Genomic DNA, 19,973 nt, shown 5'->3' on the forward strand with positions numbered 1-19,973 from the left:
CTATATGGCTTTTTCCAGCAGCTGTCTCAGCTTAAATATTGACTTTGAATGGATCTGGGAAATGCGGGATGTTGACAGGCCCATTACTTCGCCAATTTCTGTAAGGGTTAATTCCTCTTTGTAAAATAAACTTAGTACAAGCTGCTCTTTTTCATTCAATTGTAAGATTTTTTCAGCCATTTCTTCCAAAATTTCATTCTTTAATACCTTTTCTTCCGGAATTATTGCTTTTTCATCCTTGATTGAATAACTCGAATCTTTTTCTTCTGAATCTGGCTGCTCATCAATTGAAAGGATGTTTGCGTAAAAGTGTTCGTTCATAACAGAATACACTTCGTCTTCCTGCATTCCTGTTTCTTCAGCAATTTCATGCACTGCTGCATTGCGCATCAGCCGCTGCTCCAGCTTCTCAATGGCAGCTTCAATTTTTTTCGCTTTATCCCTAGTACTTCGGGGGAGCCAGTCTTCCTTTCTTAATCCATCTAAAATTGCACCCCTTATTCGAAAGGAAGCATACGTATCAAATTTCAAATCTCTTGCAGGCTCGAACTTTTCCAGGGCATCGTATAAACCTATTAGTCCAAGACTTCGTATATCATCTCTTGAAACATTTTTCGGAAGGGCAGCGGATATCCGCTGAACATGATAGCTTACAAGAGGCAAATATTTTTTTACAAGAAAATTCCCCGCTTGAGCATCACGAGAGTCGACCCATTTAGCCCAGTATGTACTTTCTTCAGTTATCGTGTCTGCCATGGTCATCCCCCTCAAACGTTTCCATTTCTATTAATCACTGTTAGTATATCAAAATATTTCCTGTAAAAATATTAACTTCATCCAATGTGCTCAGTTCTTATCCATAAAAATAAGGGGCATTGCCTTCGAGGAAATAGTTGGAGAGAGCAATAAATAAGCCGGAGTGAAAATCAGCTTTTATGCCTGGAAATTACTGCCCTGAAGCGTATGATTTTAAGCAGTTCTGTATAAAGCTGATTCATTTGTAACTGTTCCTGATTTAGGCAGGATCCTATATAACAACCTGGCCTTTATTAACTGTTCGAACCATCAATTCCCCTGTTTGCGGATTGAATTCTATTGTTCTGCCGCTATGGCCGCCAACATCTTCACCTAAAATAGCAATTCTCAGTGAAGATAATTCTTTTTTAACAGCTTCAACATTCCTTGGGCCAATCCTCATTAAATCACTCCCGGAGGAATATTGGAACATTTGAGCTCCGCCGGCAATCTTGGCATTTAACCGTGATGATTTGGCACCGCTTTGCAGCATAATTCTCACTAAGTCCCGGATTGCTGTATCAGCATATTTAGCTGAATTAAATCTTGCTCCCTTTGCCAAAGATGAATCCGGGAGCATTATATGTACCAGCCCGCCAATTTCTGCACTAAGATCATAAATCACCACACCGACACATGAACCAAGACCTGACGTCCTGATTAAACCGGGAGTCTTAACTATATTCATATCTGCTATGCCAACTTTTACAATTTCCAGAAGACTATTCATAATCCGGTACTCCCAATGCCTTAAAGATTATTTTAAATGATTCCGGATCAGGAAGCAGAAAGAAATGTCCATTAACAGCATCCGTTTTTTGCAGTTCATCATTTAAAGCTGTATCAATAACAATGGCGTAATCGCTCACCTGCGAAATTTCCAGAAGTCCCGTTCCGATAATTGCACCCACCATATCAATGCTAAGCATCGGCACTGAAGGAAAGAGTGATAGCTTAGTAAAATCCGATAATGAAGATAAATAGGATCCTGATAAAATGTTGCCAAGCTCCTGGAGTGCAGATAGAGTAATTTCATCATATGGCAGCTCATCTGCACAGAAAGGAATGTTTCCAGGCAATTCACGAATAAAAATTTCAGCCTGTGCAAGCGGCAGGACAAAAAACATGCTGCCAGGAGCGTCTCCTTCAATCCTTAGAAACACCCCTGCCACAACATTTTCCGGACCTCCGGCCATATCGATCATTTCGTCAAAAGAAACAATTTTCACATCCGGGACAGACATATCGATTTTTTTATTTAGCAGCGCTGATAATGCAGTAGCCGCATGACCCGCACCGATATTCCCGATTTCTTTTAAAATATCCAACTGCATGCCGGTGATATTTTTTTCTGAAAAATTCATCACGCTAATCCTTTTCCATCATGAGCAGACAATACTTCCGGGTTCAGGATTTTTTCCAAATCTATTAGTATAAATAACCGTTTCCCGATTTTTGTAACACCCTTGATGAAATCTGCCTCTTCTGAACCAATTACCTCAGGAGGGGGTTCAATTGATTCAGGAGCCACATCAATCACATCATTTGCAGAATCTACAATTAATCCGACTTCCATATCATTCAATACTGCAATGATGACTCGTGAATGCTCATTATATTCAGCCTCTTCAAGATTAAATCTGCTTCTGAGACTGATGATAGGTGTCACAACCCCCCGTAAATTGATCACTCCTTTAACAAAACCAGCTGTTCGCGGAACCCTGGTAATATGATCAACCTTTTCAATGGATCGCACTTGATTAACCGGAATCGCATATTCCTTATCCTTCAGCTGAAATACAATCAATTTTAAATCTGCGGCTGCTGTCTCACTCATCATGTCACTCCTCTTTAAAATTTATTATTTTATTAATGCATTGCAGTCCACTATCAGGGCAACCTGGCCATCTCCCAATATAGTTGCGCCGGAAATGGCAAACACGCTTGTTAAGTAGTTTCCAAGTGATTTTAGTACGACTTCCTGTTGTCCGATAAAGGAATCTACCACCAGCCCGGCCATCTTTTCCCCTTTTCTGACAATGACAACGGAAAGGAAATCATCTTCGTGATTGTCTGATGGCACATCAAAGATTTCCTTTAATGAAAGGAGCGGAACAACCTTGCCCCTGAAATCAATCACCTTTTGGTTATGTGCACTTAAGACGCCGTCTTTCCTGATAATGGCTGTTTCAATAATAGAAGATAGAGGAATTGCGTATTTTTCCTTCTCTATTTCGACGAGCATGACAGAAATAATAGATAAAGTTAATGGCAGCTGTATGGAGAAAATGGAACCCTGTCCAAATTTTGAATCAATAGAAACTGATCCTCCCAATGACTCAATTGTATTCTTGACTACGTCCAGCCCTACACCCCGTCCGGAAACATCAGATATTTTATCTGCAGTTGAAAATCCTGAGGCAAAAATAAGCTCATAGGCCTGCTTGTCCGTAAGTGCTGAAGCTGTTTGCTCTGTAATGATGCCATTTTTTAATGCTTTCTTTATAACCTTATCTTTGTTTATGCCTGCCCCATCATCCTCAATTTCAATGAAAACATGATTGCCGCTGTGATAAGCCTTTAAAATGACATTTCCTTCTTCACTTTTACCATTTGCTTTACGGACTTCTGGTGTTTCCACACCATGGTCTAATGCATTTCGGATTAAGTGAACAAGCGGATCCCCAATTTCATCTATAACCGTTCGGTCCAGTTCAGTATCTGCACCGACGATTTCGAGATTGATCTTTTTATTTAAATCTCTTGCTAATTGTCTTACCATTCTTGGAAAACGATTGAATACTGTTTCTATTGGCACCATGCGCATGTTCAGAATAATATTCTGCAGGTCTCCTGAGATCCTTGACATATGCTCAACCGTTTCATGAAGCTCCTGATTGTTTAGTTCCTTGGATATTTGTTCAAGTCTGCCTCTGTCAATCACCAATTCTTCAAACAGGTTCATAAGGATATCCAGTCTCTCAATATTCACTCTAATGGTTTTATTGCTGACTTGTTTTGATGCAGTCGCCTTCTTTTCCTCTTTTGGCATCTCTGAAACGCTATCTGCCTTATTATCTCCATCTGGCTGCAAAGCGTCCTCATCAGTCACAGCTTCCACTGAGCTGCAATCCCGTGTTGAAACCTGAAGCACATCTATTCTATCCACTTCTGAAACCTTCAAAAGTTTCTGACGGATAACATCTGGTTGCTCCCGGGTCACAATTGTTACAGAGAATTCCTGATCAAATTGCTCTTCTTCAAGCTGCTCGACAGAAGGAGTGGCTTTGATCACTTCTCCGCTTTTCTCAAGGACCTCAAAAATCATATAAATTCTGGCTGCTTTCAGCAGACAATCTGCCCGCAAAGCTATTGAAATTTCATAGGCATCAAAGCCCTGCTCCTTGGATTGCTGTATCACGGTCCACTCGAAATCATCATATGTACTCTTAACCGGTACCTCGGGTTCAGCAACAGCTGCAGCCGCTTCGGCTCTTGCTTGCGACTGTGCAGGGCTCTCCCCTTTTTCAATGAGAATTAATTTTTCAACAGATGTTGAAACATCCCTTTTGCCGTCTCCGCCTTGTGCAATTGATTGGACCATTGCTTCAAGATCATCAACAGCAAGAAAAACGACATCAAGAATTTCAGTATTTACCTTAATCTTCTGATTTCTGATTGCATCAAGAACATTTTCCATTTGATGAGTCAGATTCGCCAGATCTTCATACCCCATGGTGGCAGACATGCCTTTCAGCGTATGAGCTGACCTGAATATCTCATTAATTATTTTTATATCATCAGGATTTTTCTCTAATTCAAGAAGCTGTTCATTACATGATTGCAAATGTTCTTTGCTTTCTTCGATAAATACCTCTAAATATTGGTTCATCTCCATGTGCCTGCACCCCTCGGCTTTAAACAAATTTCAATATGGATTTTGCTATACGTTCAATTTTCTGCACATCATCTGCCAGGCCAGACTCAATCACTGCTCTTGGCATTCCAAATACAATTGATGATTCTTTTGATTCAGCAATAACTTTTACTTCACCGCTTTTTTTCATTGCCATTAAGCCATTTCTGCCATCTGCTCCCATTCCTGTCATTATGACAGCAATTTTTCTGACTCCTTTAATTTCACCTATAGACTCAAACATCACATCAACCGAAGGTCTGTGCCCGTTCCTCGGCGGTGATTCATCCAGATGAATAACAAGATCTCTTCCTGACCTTTCTGCAGTTACATGAAAGCCGCCAGGAGCAATATAGGCTGTACCGTTTTCAAGTATATCCCCTTCTTGGGCTTCCTTAACCGATAACGCCGATAACCCGTTAAGCCTGCTTGCCAGCGACTTTGTAAATCCGGCAGGCATATGCTGTACAATCAGAATTGGTGCATCCAGATTACCAGGAAGGTCAACAAGCACTTTTTGAAGCGCTCGGGGTCCTCCAGTGGAAGTTCCTACACAGATAAGCTGTTTGACATTGAGGTTTGATTCATCAGCAAAACGATTGGTCTGAATAGATTGGAATGGTTCTATTTTACTATAATTAAACTTTAGTTCGGCAGTTTTTTTCCCAATACTTGAAAAATCAGCCAGCACTTTAATATTCACTTTGCTTGCCTGCACAACTTTATCTGTTAATTCAGTTTTTATCTTATGCAGGTCAAGGGAGATTGGCCCAGATGGCTTCGCTATAAAATCTACTGCCCCATATTCCATAGCTGTAAAGGTGTTTTCAGCACCTTCCTTAGTTGTGCTTGAAAGCATCACTACAGGAACAGGCATAGTTTTCATAATTATTTTGAGAGCTTCCAGTCCGTTTAGGACAGGCATTTCAACATCCAAGGTTACTGCATCAGGATTTAATTCCTTAATCTTCCTTAAGCCCTCTTCACCGTTTCTCGCTGTCCCAATAACTCGAATTCTTTCATCTTGAGACAGGAGATCCGCAATCAGTTTCCTCATAAAGGCTGAATCATCTATTACAAGCACTTTAACAATGTTCATGCTGATTCACCCCCTATTAAAAAGAAATTTTTTAAGCTTTGAAATAAATTGGGAAGGATAGTGTTCACCAGCTTGCACGCCAGGCCTGCCGCCTGCTTTCTCAGCCATAGTCCGAATCGCTCTTGAAGCAGCTGAATTTCCCTGAAAAATAATGAAAGGGATTTGCCGTTTTACAGCCCGCTGTATGCTGCAATCATCCGGAATAATTCCTAAGAGATCGGTATCCCTGCCTAAAAACCTATCTGCGGCAGCAGCAATCCTCTTATATGTTTCCTGCCCTTCTCTCTCTCCTTCAGCCCGGTTAATAACCAAATGAAATGGAATCTTATCATCCAATCGATGTATATGCTTCATTACTGAGTATGCATCAGTAATAGACGTAGGCTCAGGTGTAGTAATGACCGCAATCTCCTGAACTGAGAGTATAAACTTTGCCGATTCTTCTGTAATTCCTGCACCCATATCAAGGATTATATAATCATAGTTTTGGATAAGCCTGGATAGTTCTGCGGTAAATCTTGAGATTTGCATATCATCGAGTATCAATATATGTGAAAGGCCGGTCCCGCCGCCAATATAATCCAGTCCAAAGGGTCCTTGTGAAATAATATTTTTTAAAGGTATATCCTCTTCTAAAAAGTCGGCAATAGAATATTGAGCTGATCTTCCCATTAGAATCTCGACATTCCCCATCCCGATATCCAAATCAAATAACAATACTCTGTGGCCCGTTTGGCATAGGGAAATAGAAAAATTCAATGAAAAATTTGATTTTCCTACTCCCCCTTTTCCGCTTACTACTGCAATTGTTTTAGATTGATAACTTTGGCTGTCTTCTTCTTTCAGCCTGGCTCTTAATCTTTCTGCCTGATCGTTCATTTCTTATTCCCCATTAGTTGTTTTACAATAACTTCCGGGCTTGCCACAAGGATATCATCAGGAACATCCTGGCCATTTGTAATATAAGCTGCGCCTTTTTTGTATTTATGAATTATGTTGTACATGGCTCCGTAAGTTGACGTTTCATCTGCCTTTGTGAAGATTAGCTTATCAATGTCTATTATTGAAAACTGATTATATATTTCTTCCATATCCTTTTGTTTCGCTGTTAGGGAAAGCACTAAAAAGGTTTCCATTTCCTTCTCAAAATCAATGACATTCTTTAGATCCTCTACATAATGCCGGTTCCTGAAATTCCGTCCGGCTGTATCTATTAATAGAATGTCATATTCCTTCAGCTTCTCTGCTGCCTGTCTGAAGTCATCTATTGTATAGCAAACTTCCAAAGGCATATCCAGGATGCCTGCATATGTTTTTAATTGATCGATCGCCGCTATCCTGTAGGTGTCGGCTGTGATAAATGCAGCCTTTTTTTTATGTTTAATCACACACTCTGCTGCCATCTTCGCCAGAGTAGTTGTTTTCCCTACGCCAGTGGGACCTGCTACATTAACATATTTACTGGTGAATGATATCCCGCTGAATTGAATACCCTCAATTTGCTTCTTAAGTTCTTCATGCAGCCAGGCTTCTACTTCAGCAGCTCTTGCTTTGGCACCGCTCAGGTACCATTTTTCCAGCAATACTTGAAGCAGCTGATCCTGAATAGACTTGTCAATTTCCTGTTCATTAATAAAGTGCATGACTTTTCTTATCTCTTCAGGGTAAACAGCAGGTATCTGCTGTTCTCCGGTCAATGAGGACATCATTTGTTTTAGGCTGCTTATCTCTCTAATCAGCTCATCTGATGTCCCCGATCCTGGAAATTGCGATTTATCAACGTTTTCCTTGAAATAACTTGGAGCAGCAGGAGTTGACACAGGCTTAACAGCAGGTTTATGCTCTATTTCCTGATTTGGTTCTGCTGCTGCCATCACTTCTATATTTCTTTTTTTAAAAAAGCCTAAAACCCCGCCGGTATATACTACACGTGAATTTAATATTACAGCGTCTTTACCCAGTTCCGCGCGTATTTTTTTCATTGCATCAGGCATGGAAGCTGCCATGAATTTTTTTACCTTCAATCTATATTCACCACCCCGACACTTTGAACTTCCGCATTCGCTTCCAGCTCGTTATAGGAAAGGATCGGTATTTGCGGAAAATACCTTTCTGTTAACTGCCTGACATACATTCTGACAGCTGGAGAACAAAGGACAATTGGCGTCTGTTCCATCAATGAAAGCTGTTCAACCTGGGAAGCAATGGATTCAAGAATATTCTGCGATACTGTTGGATCCATTGATAAATAATTGCCATGTTCTGTCTGCTGAACACCTTCTGCAACCATTTTCTCTACTCTCCCTGAAAGGGTCACAACTTTTATAGAGTCACCCTGCTGTGAAATCTGGTTGGTAATTTGTCTGGCCAAAGCCTGGCGGGCATATTCTGTAAGCAAATCTGTATCACTTGTAGATTTTGCAAAATCGGCAAGTGTTTCAAAAATAACCGGCAAATTCCGGATCGAAACATTTTCCCTCAATAATTTTGCAAGTACCTTTTGAACTTCACCAACAGACAATGGATTTGGTGTAACTTCTTCAATAAGAATCGGATAGCTTTCCTTAACATGGTCAATTAGCTGTTTTGTTTCCTGGCGGCCTAATAACTCATGAGCATTGTTTTTTATTACTTCTGTAATATGAGTAGAGACAACGGATGGCGGGTCAACGACTGTATAACCGAAAATTTCCGCCTGTTCCTTCATTTCTTCTGTAATCCATTTTGCAGGCAGGCCGAAGGAAGGCTCAATTGTATCAATTCCTTCGATGCTATCATCTTCTATACCTGGACTCATTGCCAAATAATGATCGAGAAGAAGCTCTCCGCGAGCCATTTCATTTCCTTTAATCTTCAATCTGTATTCATTTGGCTGGAGCTGAATATTATCACGTATTCTAACTACCGGAATAACCAATCCCATTTCAATTGCCAGCTGTCTTCTGATCATTACAATCCTGTCCAGAAGATCCCCGCCTTGATTTGTATCTGCAAGAGGTATTAACCCGTAACCAAACTCGAATTCTATCGGATCTACATTTAATAGGTTAACCACGCTTTCAGGACTTTTCATTTCATCTGTTTCAATTTCTTCTTCCATCTCCAGCAGCTGCTCTTTATCCGGCTGTGGAGTCTTAGCTATCGTATATCCGCCAAAAATCATCAAACCGCCAATCGGCAGTGTTAAAATAAGGCCTATTGGTGTCAGCACCCCCAGCAGAATGATAGTTCCGCCAGTAACATATAACATTTTCGGATAAGCAAACAGCTGGGAAGTAATATCTTTGCCAATATTTCCATCTGATGCCGCCCTTGTTACAACAATACCGGTTGCAGTAGAGATTAGCAGTGCCGGGATTTGACTGACAATTCCGTCCCCAACTGTCAGCGTTGAATACCTCATCGCAGCCTCTGCAAACGGAAGCCCCAGCTGCATCATCCCAATGACAATACCAAATAATAGATTAATCAGTGTGATAATGATTCCCGCTATGGCATCACCTTTTACAAATTTGCTCGCACCGTCCATAGAACCGTAGAAATCTGATTCACGGCTGATTTTTTCACGGCGTTCCCGGGCTTCATGCTCAGAAATCATACCTGCATTTAAGTCTGCATCGATACTCATCTGTTTACCAGGCATTGCATCAAGTGTAAAACGCGCCGCCACTTCGGAAACCCTCTCAGATCCTTTGGTAATGACGATAAACTGAATAATAATGAGTATCAGGAATACTACGAGTCCGACTATGACATTGCCTCCGGTTACGAATGAACCAAATGTTTCAACGACTTTGCCTGCTTCCCCTTCGGATAAGATGGATCTGGTAGTAGAAACATTCAATCCCAGTCTGAATAATGTCATTAACAGTATTAAGGAAGGGAAAATGGAAAATTCGAGCGCTTCCTTCATATTCATGGCCGTCAGCAATACCATGAGTGCAAGCGCAATATTAATGATTATCAATACACTTAAAAGCCAGGGCGGAAAAGGAATGATAAGCATGGCTACTATTAAAATTACACTCATCAATACTGATAAGTCTCTTGCTTGCATCGATACTCTCTCCTTACAAGAAAAGCGAAGCGCCCAGCAATTCTCCGCACTCAATGGGGCAGGCGCCGGAGCTGGCCGGTTATCTCTGTTCAAATATCAAGACTTTGATATTCTTTAAAAAACGGAACCGCCAGCTATTTCATATTTCTCTGGTTAAATTTTGTTTTTAGTTCTATACACATAAGCTAAAATCTCTGCAACAGCTTTGAAGAATTCTTCTGGAATAGCCTGGCCTATTTCAGCCTGACTATAAAGAGCCCTGGCAAGCGGCCTGTTTTCAACAGCAATTACATCATGCTCCTTAGCAATTAATTTAATCTTTTGGGCAACAAAGTCCACACCTTTTGCCACTACAACGGGAGCATCACTTTTTGCTTCGTCATAGCTCAGGGCTATGGCAAAATGTGTTGGGTTGGTGATAACCACATCCGCATTAGGGACTTCCTGCATCATCCTTCTCATTGCCATTTCCCTCTGTCTTTGTTTAATCTTGGATTTAATTAACGGATCCCCTTCAATGTTTTTGTGTTCATCCTTAATATCCTGTTTAGACATGCGGATGTTCTTTTCAAAATCGTATTTTTGATACAGATAATCAAGAACGGATAAAAATAGCAGTGCAGCTGATGCAATTAACCCCATTTGAACGGTAAGGCTGGCGATGGTGGCCATCGCCGTGCCAACTGACTTTTGAGAAAGAATTAATATTTCATCTATTCTAAACCATAAAACCGCAAACGCTGCGGCACCCACAAATGCAATCTTGAGCATGGACTTTAGCAGCTCAACAATCGCCCTCATAGAAAAAATGCGCTTAAAGCCTTTTATCGGATCCAGTTTCTCCAATTTAGGCTGAATTGCTTCTGTTGACAAAAGAGTACCTACCTGCATGAAGTTTGAGAGCACGCCCGCAAGCATAGCAATCAGCATAATCGGACCTAAAAAAAGCACCAGTTCCTTTAAGACATCAAGAAAAATCATCTGAACATTTTCCTCTGTCAGCGGCATCATCATATAATCATTAAATGAATGCGTAAAAATATAAAGAATGATATTCTTCAAATGCGATCCGGCAAACATCAAAAACAGAAACACCGCTAAGAGGACGATGGCTGTATTAACATCCTGACTTTTGGCTACTTGTCCTTTTTTCCTGGAATCCTGCCTTTTTTTCGGAGTGGCTTTTTCTGTTTTTTCTCCGGAAAACAGCTGCAGATCTAAAGAAAGCAATAACTTCATTCTATGAACCTCCCATTAGCTCCATAAGCCCTCTCATTGTCTGCAGCATCGTTTCTATTGCAAGGGAAAAAGCATATATCAGTACACTCATAACAATGATCAGGATGATAAAACTGACGCCTATTTTTAACGGCAGCCCCACGACAAAGACATTTAGCTGAGGAACTGTCCTGGCGACAATCCCTAAAGCGACATCTACAAGAAACAAACTGCCGACAACTGGGATGGACATCTGGAAGGCAATAACGAACATTGTATTCATGGCTTTAATGACAAATTCAGCAATATTTTCATTCCCGAAAGAAATCCATGCCTGATCAAGCGGGATAAAATTATAGCTGTTAAACACCCCATCAAGCATAAGATGGTGGCCATTGACAGTTAATAATAAGAAGAGAGCGATCGTATACAAATACTGTCCCATTAATGGGCTCTGGGCACCTGTCTGCGGATCAATAACATTCGCAATGGCAAAACCCATCTGAAAATCTATAAACCCACCGGCAATTTGAATGGCTGAAAGGATCAAATAAGCTATAAATCCAACCATAAGTCCAACCAATGCTTCTTTTATGATTAATAGAAAATAAGTGCCGTCAATTTCAAGTGCCGGTACATCCATGCCGAGGAACATAATCCATGCCAAAAAGAAGCCAAGGCCAATTTTGTGTGATGCCGGGATGGATCTGTATGAAAAAAGGGGCATCATTAAAAAGAAAGATGTCACCCTGACAAAAACAAGTAAAAATGCAGGAAAAGAAGGCAGAAAATCTATCATGCTATCAGCCTACAAACCTGGTCAAATTAGAAAAAATCTCATTTGCATACGAGAGCATATGGCTAAGCATCCAGGGTCCAAAAAAAACGACACCGACAAGGACCGCAACAATCTTAGGAACAAATGCCAGCGTCTGTTCCTGAATTTGAGTTGTAGCCTGAAAGATGCTGACAACCAAGCCTACTACTAGTGCCAGAATTAACAAGGGACCGCAAATCATTAAAACGGTAATGATCCCTCTTTCTGCAATGGATATAACTGTTTCTGGAGTCATTCTGAATGTTCACCTGCTTAAAAGCTTTGTAAAAGGGATTTAACTACTAAATACCATCCGTCCACCAGTACAAATAATAATATTTTGAACGGAAGCGAAATCATAACGGGAGGAAGCATCATCATCCCCATGGACATCAATACACTGGCTACAACCATGTCGATAACCAGAAAAGGAATAAATATCATAAAACCAATTTGAAAAGCTGTTTTTATTTCACTTATGGCAAATGCAGGGACAAGACTGGTAAGCGGAATATCTTCAACAGAAGCAGGTGCTTCTGCTCCTGAGTATTCAAGAAATAATGCCAAATCCTTTTGCCTTGTGTGGGTACTCATAAATTCTTTAAAAGGGATTGAAGCTTTTTCATAAGCTTGTTCCAGATTTATTTCTTCATTGAATAATGGTGTTAATGCCTGTTCGTTTACTTCCTGCATTGTCGGAGCCATTATAAAGAATGTCAGGAACAAAGATAAGCCGATGATTACCTGGTTTGGCGGCATTTGCTGAGTAGCAAGCGCCGTTCTGACAAAGGAAAGAACGATGACAATCCTTGTAAAGCATGTCATTAATATTAGAATACTCGGCGCGAGAGAAAGTACCGTCAGCAATAAAAAAAGCTTCACAGATGCAGAAACATTTTCTGGAGAACTGCTATTAAAAAACTCCATGAATTCATTCATCTTTCTTCTGGCCCTTTCTTTCTAACTCATCAAACAGTTTTTTTCTGCCCTTTTTCATTTCAGCCAGCTGAGTCCCGAGCAGTGCAGCGAAGTTTTGGCTGCCTTCTTTGTTTTCCTCTGTTTGCTGTGTTCTTTTCATCACCTTTGTCACAATATCGCTTGGATGGATAAGCTGTTCCAATTTGTCATTATGCTCTTTGATGATCTGGCTGCATTCTTCTGAGTTGTCTATTTCTTTTAACAGCTGAATATTTTCTCCTACCCCTACTACGAAAATGCGCTTTCCCACTTTTATCAGCTGAACTGACCTGTTTGCACCTAATGCGGTACCACCCAGGTTTTCAACTAATTGTGACCTGTTATATACCTTACTTTTTTTATTGATGAATTTTAGGAGAGTATATAGTAATCCGATAGTGAAGCCTGTAGCTAAAATCATCTTTATAAAATCCCAGAAGGTAAGGCCGATTTTACCGCTTTCACTCTGTTGAGCCTGTCCTTCAGCTGATTTCAAATCCTTTGATTCTTTTAATTCCTGTTTCCCGCATTCCTCAGTACTTTCCATACATTCTTTAACACTATTATTCAATTGCTCTGCCTGGGCCAGCGGCTGCACGCCCAGCAGAACAATTGAAAACAACAGCAGCAAAGAAATCACTTTCTTTACATCCCACACTATTTTGCACCCTCTAAAAAGAATAATCACTAGCCCAAAGTTTTGCCGATCGCTTCCAGTACTCTATCAGCCTGGAACGGTTTTACGATAAAATCCTTCGCTCCAGCCTGAATGGCATCAATAACCATCGCCTGCTGGCCCATTGCAGAACACATAATAACTTTTGCACTTGGATTAATTTTTTTAATTTCTTTCAAGGCTGTAATTCCGTCCATTTCCGGCATAGTTATATCCATTGTGACAAGGTCCGGCTGTGTTTCCTTATATTTTTCGACAGCCTGTGCACCGTCAGCGGCTTCGCCTACTACGTCATATCCGTTCTTAGATAAAATATCTTTTATCATCATTCGCATAAAAGCTGCATCATCAACTATTAAAATTTTATGTGCCAATCTAATAACCCCCACTTATTATCTTAATTTTTTAATACGGTCACTCTGGCTGATAATATCTGTAACCCTCACACCAAAGTTCTCATCAATGACAACCACTTCACCCTGCGCAATTAACCGGTTATTTACCAGAATGTCAACAGGTTCACCAGCCAGTTTATCCAGCTCAATAATTGATCCTGAAGACAGTTCAAGTATTTCCTTAACGGAACGTTTGGTCCTTCCAAGCTCGACTGTTACCTGAAGCGGTATATCCAGAAGCATATTTAAATTCTTTGTTTCCTGCTCCTGCATTTGGAATGGTTCAAAGCTCGAAAAAGCTGCAGGCTGTACATTCGGCTGCACTCCATTTGCATAAAAGCCTCCGAAATGCTGCGGCCCGTTATACTGCGCCTGGGTTTGAGCAGGTGTATAGCCTGGGTTAGATGCCTGATTCATAACCGACTGTGAAAATGCCGGCTGCTCTCCGGAATAAGCAGTTTGAGTGTAAGGCTGATCCAATCCGCCTGTATGTGCTTCAGGCTTATTATCATTTGAATGCCGGCTTTCCTGATTATCAGCCTGTGCCTGAGCCGCAGACTTTTCTACAGAAACAGAGTTATTTTCGGGAAGTTCCTGCACCGGATTTAATAATTCATTCACAAGACTTTTGCCAAATTCCAGCGGAAGCAGCTGCATAATATTTGAGTCGATCAGACTGCCTATTTTCAATCGGAACGAAATCCTTACCAGCATGTCATCTGCCGGTACTCTATCGGCGCCTTCCCCCTGTGGCAAATCAAGAATATCGATTGCCGGCGGTGAAATATCAACCTTTTTTCCAAATATCGTTGACATTGAAGTGGCTGCAGAACCCATCATCTGGTTCATTGCCTCCTGAACAGCGCTTAACTGAATTTCCCCCATTAATTCAGCTGGGCTGGTTCCATCTCCCCCAAGCATTAAGTCAGCTATGATGGCTGCATCCGATTGCTGTATGACAAGCAGGTTGCTTCCGAAAAAACCTTCCGTGTAACTCACCTGAATTGCTACATAAGGATGCGGGAATTCATCGGCTAATTTCTTGCGCAAAACCACTGAAACAGCTGGAGTTGTGATTTCAACTTTTTGATTCAATAACGTGGACAATGCAGTTGCAGAGCTGCCAAAAGAAATATTGCCGATTTCACCTAATGCATCCTGCTCCATATGGGACAAATAATCCTCGGTTTGAAAAAAAGCTTCATTATAATCTGTTTCGTCGCTGTCGTTAGCGGCTCCCCTTAATAGAGCATCAATTTCATCTTGCGAAAGCATATCATCACTCATCATCCTCATCTCCCCCTTTCACAGTGTCTAAAATTTGCACGGCCATCTTTTTAATCATTTTTCCGGGCTGGCCGATGAATTTTGGAATATTGCCTACTTTTATAGTAAGTGCCTGATCAATTCTCTGATTTAACTCAATGACATCTCCAATATCAAGGGTTAAGAAATCCTGAATGGCAATGTCAGAAGTGCCGAGTTCACAAATAACTGGAACTTCCGCTTTATGAATGTTTTGCTCAAGCCGGGCAATGACCTCCGGCTCCCTTTCCTTTTTATCCGTCTGCATCCAATAATGCACTGACAGCTTAGGAATAATGGGTTCAAGTACGACGTGAGGTATACAAATATTAATCATCCCGCTCGTTTCTCCAATTGTCGTATTTAGTGATATAACGACGACTGTTTCATTTGGAGAGACCATTTGCAGAAATTGCGGGTTAACCTCAAAATCAGACAATATCGGATCAATATCAGCGATTGTACTCCAGGCTTCCCTTAGATTTTCAAATGCCCTTTCAAATGTGGCTGACATGATTTTTGTTTCAATTTCTGTTAAATTTTCAATTTTATTGATGCTTGTCCCTCGTCCGCCCATCAGCCTGTCCATCATGGCATATGCTACGTTTGGGTTCACTTCCATAAGAATTCTTCCATCCAGCGGGGGCACTTCAATTACATTCAAGATTGTCATTTTCGGAATGGACCGGATAAATTCTTCGTATGGAATTTGATCTGCAGATGCAACTGAAATTTGCACATAGGTCCTTAGCTGGGCAGAAAAAAAGGTGGTTAGAAGCCGGGCAAAATTCTCATGAATTCTTGTTAAACTCCGTATTTGATCTTTAGAGAATCTTAAAGCTCTCTTAAAATCATAAACTTTCACTTTTTTCTCTGTCTGTTCCTTTTTTAGCTCTTCTGCATCCATTTCTCCAGTTGAGATAGCTGAGAGCAGGGCATCAATCTCGCTTTGCGATAAAACCTCACCTGGCATCAATCCTCACCTCCATCTATTGCGTTTATAAATTCGGTAATCACTGGAGGAGAGACTCGGTTATGTACACCTGAACGATCTTTCCCTCTTGCATTAAACCGTTAATCTTGGTCTTTAAATCTTCCTGCAGCTTAATTTGGCCTTCTTTCCCCTGAATATCCTCTGCCTTCATTTCAGATAATTCCTGAATGATTAGATTCTTCACCTGAAAATCTCTTTTCTGCAATTCCTCTTTAGCTTTTTTGTTTTCAGTCTGGATTTTAAAAGAAATCCTGATATAATCATCACTCGCTAAATTGGATGTAACTTGAGGAATATCCACAGAGGCCTCGAGCACTTCATCAATCGTCGGCTCTTTTGTTTCTTCACCACCCGAAAACTTCATCACAATCACCAGGGCGATTGCTCCGATAAGTGTGATCGCTACTAGCATAGTTAACATTATCATTAATAGCTTATTGTTCTTCATTTTCATTTCCCTCCGCCAGCTGCTGCCCCAGAAGATTAACAGATTGATAGAATCCTAAAATCGATTGCATGACTCGATCTTCAGATTCCTTTACGACATACTTCTTCCCATTCGTGAGCGTAATTGTTGTATCTGGAAAGGACTCTACTGTTTCTATGTACAGAGCGTTTAATACAAAAGTTTTGCCGTTCAGGCGAGATACTTTTATCAATGTTCATTTTCAGGGCTAAAGATCCTGTGCCTTCAGCCCTGACCCTCCTTTAAATTAACGTTTTAGATTAACAAGCTCCTGCAGGATTTCATCTGATGTTGTAATGATGCGGGTGTTCGCCTGGAAACCGCGCTGAGCCGTGATCATTTCAGTGAATTCTTCTGACAGGTCTACGTTTGACATTTCCAGGGTCCCAGAAACGAGTACTCCAGCACCATTTTCTCCCGGGGTTAATGGGACTGCGTCTCCTGAGTTTACAGTGTCCTTATAAAGATTGTCTCCAATCTTTTCAAGGCCGCCATTATTATTAAAGCGGGCTATTCCAATTGGCCCGGTAGTCTGCAGGGTATCATTCCCGTCTATTAAAAAGTTTATAGTTCCGTCATTCGAAATGCTTAAACTTTTTATAACAGTTGCATCCCCGCCGTTTAATTGGATTGCTGCACCATCAGATCCTTTAACTTTATCTCCTGATGCAGTAACAAGATTTGCATTATCATCAAGATACAAATTCCCGGCACGGGTATAATAGGTGTTGTTTCCTCGCTGCACCATCAAATAGCCATCACCTTGAATCCCTATATCCAAAACACGGCCAGTGGTTTGAAGACTTCCCTGGGTATCAATTGTATCTATGGAGGATAATTGCGAACCAAGACCTACTTGCTTTGGATTGATACCGCCCGAATTGTCTCCACTTCCTGTTGCGCCCGAAATTGTCTGGCTCACCATATCTTTAAAATTTACCCGACCCTTTTTATATCCAAAAGTATTAACATTCGCAATATTATTCCCGATTACATCCAGCTTTGTCTGAAAGTTTTTCATACCGCTTATACCTGAATACATTGAACGTAACATTAGTTAGTTGCTCCTCTCATTATGCTGCTTCTGTCAGTCCGCAGCTTTGGCCCCCTTATATGGTCCAGCCTAGTTATTATCCAGAATTATGGTTCCATTGATATTTGTGAAGATTTGGGTTTGAGCTTCTTTACGATCCATCGCAGTAATCACAGTATTATTCTTTGCACTTACTATAAGTGCTGCTTCTTCAAGCAATACAAGGGAATCTTTAACACCCATTTGCTTGGCCTCCCGAACTTTCTCTTCAATTTGCCCCCAACGCTCTCCGCTTATTTGTATGCCTCTTTGTTGCAGTCTCTGTTGAGCGTGCTTGCTGACAATTAAATTACTCTCAGTCTGTAAGGCCGTCTGGAGGTGGGCTGAAAAAGGATTTTTCGATTGCTTTGATGTTTGAACAGCATTCCCTTTAGGTGTAATTACCGGCTGGGTGTGGATCGGACGATAAATAAGTTTATCCAACCGCTCACTTCCTTTTACTCATTTAATTGAGAAATATTTGCCGGTTCAAGCTCCGTTCCATCATCCAAGATAAATATTGCTGTATTATTCTTATACTGGATAGAAACTACTCTACCAGTTCCTTCTTCTATACTTGGAGCCTGGTTAGGTTCGCTTGATTCGGTCAATTTATGCCAGATTACATTTTTCCCTAAAAAATTATTGTATGTCATCAGCTGGTTCTGCTCCTGAAAAACCAATAACTTCTCCATCGTCTTATTCATATTAGTCATCTGCTCCAAGGACGAAAAGGTTGCCATTTGTGCAATGAAATCCTTGTCCTGCATCGGATTCATTGGATCCTGGTTTTGCAGCTGCGTCATTAAAATTTTCAGGAAATCATCTTTGCCTAAAATATCAGAGCCGGTTTTTCGGGTTTGGCTTTTGTAGTTTGATAGCATTAAAGATGAATCTATTGTATTTGCCAACTATCTCACTCCTATGCTTCTGTATGAAGAAGCGCTTCTTCAAAAGAGCTGTTAAATTCTCTCTCAGGCTGTTTATTTTGGTCATCCCTGTTCTGTTGCTGCCTTTGTTCCTGCTGCTGGGAATCCTTGTTAAAAGACCGATCCTGCTGCGTCAATTGCTGGGAAATTTCTATTCTTTCAATCTGGATGTTTTGGGAACTAAAGGCCTGCTTCAATCCGTTAATATGTGAATCCAGAATTTCCTTAGCCGCTCCAGAGGCAGTAAGTATCCTGGCAATCATCGCTGAGTCCTTTTGAATAAGCTCTATACGCAGCCCTCCAAGATGGTCAGGGTTCAGCTTGATAAATAACTTTTGTGTCCCGCCTGTTTTGAGGAAACTGCTTTTGGATAATATGTTTTCAAATTGCTGCATAAGCTGGTCTGCACTTACTGCCCTTCCCTGATGATTCAGAAGAGCCATCTGTTCAGGCTTTGTAAAGGATTGAACCTGAATAAATCCCTGGAAACCCGCTTCTGACCTATGTATGCTATTTGCACCAGCCTGAAGCGCAGGTTCATTTGCAGCATTATTTGGCTGTTTTACAGAGTTTAGTTCGTTTGCAAGCGGGATAAAGTGCTTCTGTAAAATTCCCTCTCTATTGTTTATCAGACTTTCTACTTTTACCTGAATATTATTCAGGAAATCTTTCAGGTTTGGTGTACTAGTGTAAAAGTCCTGTTTCGCAGACAGAATATCATACAGTTTCAGAGCTTTTAATGCCCCGTTAAAATCTTTCCCCTGCAGGTTGATGCCTTCTATTTGACCAAAATCGGAGAGTACTGAAATTAATAAACCGAATTTGTTTTCTGCATCTATATTTCCTATAGGATATACTTCCTTAAGCTTTACTTCCGGCAGAACCTGTTCAATAAAACCCTCAAGCATCTGGACTAATTCTTCCTGCGAAAGATTTAGCTGCTCTGATATGATCTCAGCTATGTCAGTTTCATTTTGAAAGGTGATCATCTCCAGAAGTTCGCTTCCATTTTCCAATTCGGAGATGTCATTTACTTTAAGAATTCGAATAGTTTCGTTTAACTTTTCGATATGATCCTCATCTGCTGCTAACTGATTAATATTATTCTCATTGGCAGACAAAAAGTTTTCTCCTTGTGGTTTGGCGTTACCGATTAAAGCAGAGAAAAGATTTCCAAAATCAGTGCTGCCTGTATCTTGCAGAGATAATTTATCTTCGGATGAAAATTGCGACTGAATAAATCCCAATCCTCCAATTTGCACTCAATTCACCTCCTC

The 19,973-nt window shown here is 40.8% G+C and carries 23 protein-coding genes; all 23 read right to left on the reverse strand.

What is annotated here, in order from left to right; genetic code table 11:
* Positions 1 to 756: a FliA/WhiG family RNA polymerase sigma factor gene (locus AC6CHU_RS03185; RefSeq protein ID WP_159862686.1), complete on the reverse strand. Its 756-nt coding sequence runs from the start codon at positions 754 to 756 to the stop codon at positions 1 to 3.
* Positions 757 to 1,027: 271 nt separating this feature from the next.
* Positions 1,028 to 1,525, reverse strand: coding sequence for a chemotaxis protein CheD (locus AC6CHU_RS03190; RefSeq protein ID WP_159862685.1), 498 nt, complete (start codon positions 1,523 to 1,525; stop codon positions 1,028 to 1,030).
* A complete protein-coding gene (locus AC6CHU_RS03195) occupies positions 1,518 to 2,159 on the reverse strand; it encodes a chemotaxis protein CheC (RefSeq protein WP_159862684.1) in 642 nt (213 codons plus the stop codon). Before AC6CHU_RS03195 ends, AC6CHU_RS03190 begins: the two co-directional genes overlap by 8 nt.
* Positions 2,159 to 2,632 (reverse strand): chemotaxis protein CheW, encoded by a 474-nt coding sequence (locus tag AC6CHU_RS03200; RefSeq protein WP_159862757.1) that lies wholly within the window; start codon positions 2,630 to 2,632, stop codon positions 2,159 to 2,161. Before AC6CHU_RS03200 ends, AC6CHU_RS03195 begins: the two co-directional genes overlap by 1 nt.
* Positions 2,633 to 2,656: 24 nt before the next feature.
* On the reverse strand, positions 2,657 to 4,693 hold the full coding sequence (locus AC6CHU_RS03205; RefSeq protein ID WP_498120018.1) for a chemotaxis protein CheW: 2,037 nt from the start codon (positions 4,691 to 4,693) through the stop codon (positions 2,657 to 2,659).
* 19 nt (positions 4,694 to 4,712) lie between these two features.
* Positions 4,713 to 5,810, reverse strand: coding sequence for a protein-glutamate methylesterase/protein-glutamine glutaminase (locus tag AC6CHU_RS03210; protein ID WP_159862682.1), 1,098 nt, complete (start codon positions 5,808 to 5,810; stop codon positions 4,713 to 4,715).
* Positions 5,811 to 5,816: 6 nt separating this feature from the next.
* Positions 5,817 to 6,689 carry a MinD/ParA family protein gene (locus tag AC6CHU_RS03215; RefSeq protein ID WP_159862681.1) on the reverse strand — a complete coding sequence of 291 codons (873 nt, stop codon included), beginning with the start codon at positions 6,687 to 6,689 and terminating at the stop codon, positions 5,817 to 5,819.
* Positions 6,686 to 7,834: a flagellar biosynthesis GTPase FlhF gene (gene flhF / locus AC6CHU_RS03220; protein ID WP_251282828.1), complete on the reverse strand. Its 1,149-nt coding sequence runs from the start codon at positions 7,832 to 7,834 to the stop codon at positions 6,686 to 6,688. The genes AC6CHU_RS03215 and flhF overlap by 4 nt, the downstream gene beginning before the upstream one ends.
* A complete protein-coding gene (gene flhA / locus AC6CHU_RS03225; protein WP_251282827.1) occupies positions 7,831 to 9,867 on the reverse strand; it encodes a flagellar biosynthesis protein FlhA in 2,037 nt (678 codons plus the stop codon). The genes flhF and flhA overlap by 4 nt, the downstream gene beginning before the upstream one ends.
* Before the next feature lie 153 nt (positions 9,868 to 10,020).
* Entirely contained in the window at positions 10,021 to 11,106 is a 1,086-nt protein-coding gene (flhB, locus tag AC6CHU_RS03230; RefSeq protein WP_159862679.1) for a flagellar biosynthesis protein FlhB, read from the reverse strand.
* Position 11,107: 1 nt separating this feature from the next.
* Positions 11,108 to 11,884, reverse strand: coding sequence for a flagellar biosynthetic protein FliR (gene fliR / locus AC6CHU_RS03235; protein ID WP_159862678.1), 777 nt, complete (start codon positions 11,882 to 11,884; stop codon positions 11,108 to 11,110).
* A gap of 4 nt (positions 11,885 to 11,888) precedes the next feature.
* Complete coding sequence (fliQ, locus tag AC6CHU_RS03240) at positions 11,889 to 12,158, reverse strand: flagellar biosynthesis protein FliQ (RefSeq protein ID WP_159862677.1); 270 nt, start codon at positions 12,156 to 12,158, stop codon at positions 11,889 to 11,891.
* A gap of 17 nt (positions 12,159 to 12,175) precedes the next feature.
* Positions 12,176 to 12,841 carry a flagellar type III secretion system pore protein FliP gene (gene fliP / locus AC6CHU_RS03245; protein WP_159862676.1) on the reverse strand — a complete coding sequence of 222 codons (666 nt, stop codon included), beginning with the start codon at positions 12,839 to 12,841 and terminating at the stop codon, positions 12,176 to 12,178.
* A complete protein-coding gene (locus tag AC6CHU_RS03250; RefSeq protein ID WP_236566136.1) occupies positions 12,834 to 13,517 on the reverse strand; it encodes a flagellar biosynthetic protein FliO in 684 nt (227 codons plus the stop codon). The genes fliP and AC6CHU_RS03250 overlap by 8 nt, the downstream gene beginning before the upstream one ends.
* Positions 13,518 to 13,546: 29 nt before the next feature.
* On the reverse strand, positions 13,547 to 13,909 hold the full coding sequence (cheY, locus tag AC6CHU_RS03255) for a chemotaxis protein CheY (RefSeq protein ID WP_159862675.1): 363 nt from the start codon (positions 13,907 to 13,909) through the stop codon (positions 13,547 to 13,549).
* Positions 13,910 to 13,927: 18 nt separating this feature from the next.
* Complete coding sequence (gene fliY / locus AC6CHU_RS03260) at positions 13,928 to 15,220, reverse strand: flagellar motor switch phosphatase FliY (protein WP_498120021.1); 1,293 nt, start codon at positions 15,218 to 15,220, stop codon at positions 13,928 to 13,930.
* The gene (gene fliM / locus AC6CHU_RS03265) at positions 15,210 to 16,208 is read right to left on the reverse strand and encodes a flagellar motor switch protein FliM (RefSeq protein ID WP_159862755.1); all 999 of its coding nucleotides are present in this window, start codon (positions 16,206 to 16,208) and stop codon (positions 15,210 to 15,212) included. The genes fliY and fliM overlap by 11 nt, the downstream gene beginning before the upstream one ends.
* 40 nt (positions 16,209 to 16,248) lie before the next feature.
* Complete coding sequence (gene fliL / locus AC6CHU_RS03270; protein WP_159862673.1) at positions 16,249 to 16,677, reverse strand: flagellar basal body-associated protein FliL; 429 nt, start codon at positions 16,675 to 16,677, stop codon at positions 16,249 to 16,251.
* A complete protein-coding gene (locus AC6CHU_RS03275) occupies positions 16,664 to 16,888 on the reverse strand; it encodes a flagellar FlbD family protein (RefSeq protein ID WP_095242360.1) in 225 nt (74 codons plus the stop codon). Before AC6CHU_RS03275 ends, fliL begins: the two co-directional genes overlap by 14 nt.
* A 54-nt stretch (positions 16,889 to 16,942) precedes the next feature.
* Complete coding sequence (gene flgG / locus AC6CHU_RS03280) at positions 16,943 to 17,749, reverse strand: flagellar basal body rod protein FlgG (protein ID WP_159862672.1); 807 nt, start codon at positions 17,747 to 17,749, stop codon at positions 16,943 to 16,945.
* Between the two features lie 69 nt (positions 17,750 to 17,818).
* Positions 17,819 to 18,211: a TIGR02530 family flagellar biosynthesis protein gene (locus AC6CHU_RS03285; protein ID WP_159862671.1), complete on the reverse strand. Its 393-nt coding sequence runs from the start codon at positions 18,209 to 18,211 to the stop codon at positions 17,819 to 17,821.
* A gap of 14 nt (positions 18,212 to 18,225) precedes the next feature.
* Positions 18,226 to 18,678: a flagellar hook assembly protein FlgD gene (flgD, locus tag AC6CHU_RS03290; protein ID WP_159862670.1), complete on the reverse strand. Its 453-nt coding sequence runs from the start codon at positions 18,676 to 18,678 to the stop codon at positions 18,226 to 18,228.
* 11 nt (positions 18,679 to 18,689) lie between these two features.
* Entirely contained in the window at positions 18,690 to 19,958 is a 1,269-nt protein-coding gene (locus AC6CHU_RS03295) for a flagellar hook-length control protein FliK (RefSeq protein WP_159862669.1), read from the reverse strand.
* Between the last annotated feature and the right edge of the window lie 15 nt (positions 19,959 to 19,973).

The organism is Cytobacillus sp. GQ23, from assembly GCF_059758675.1.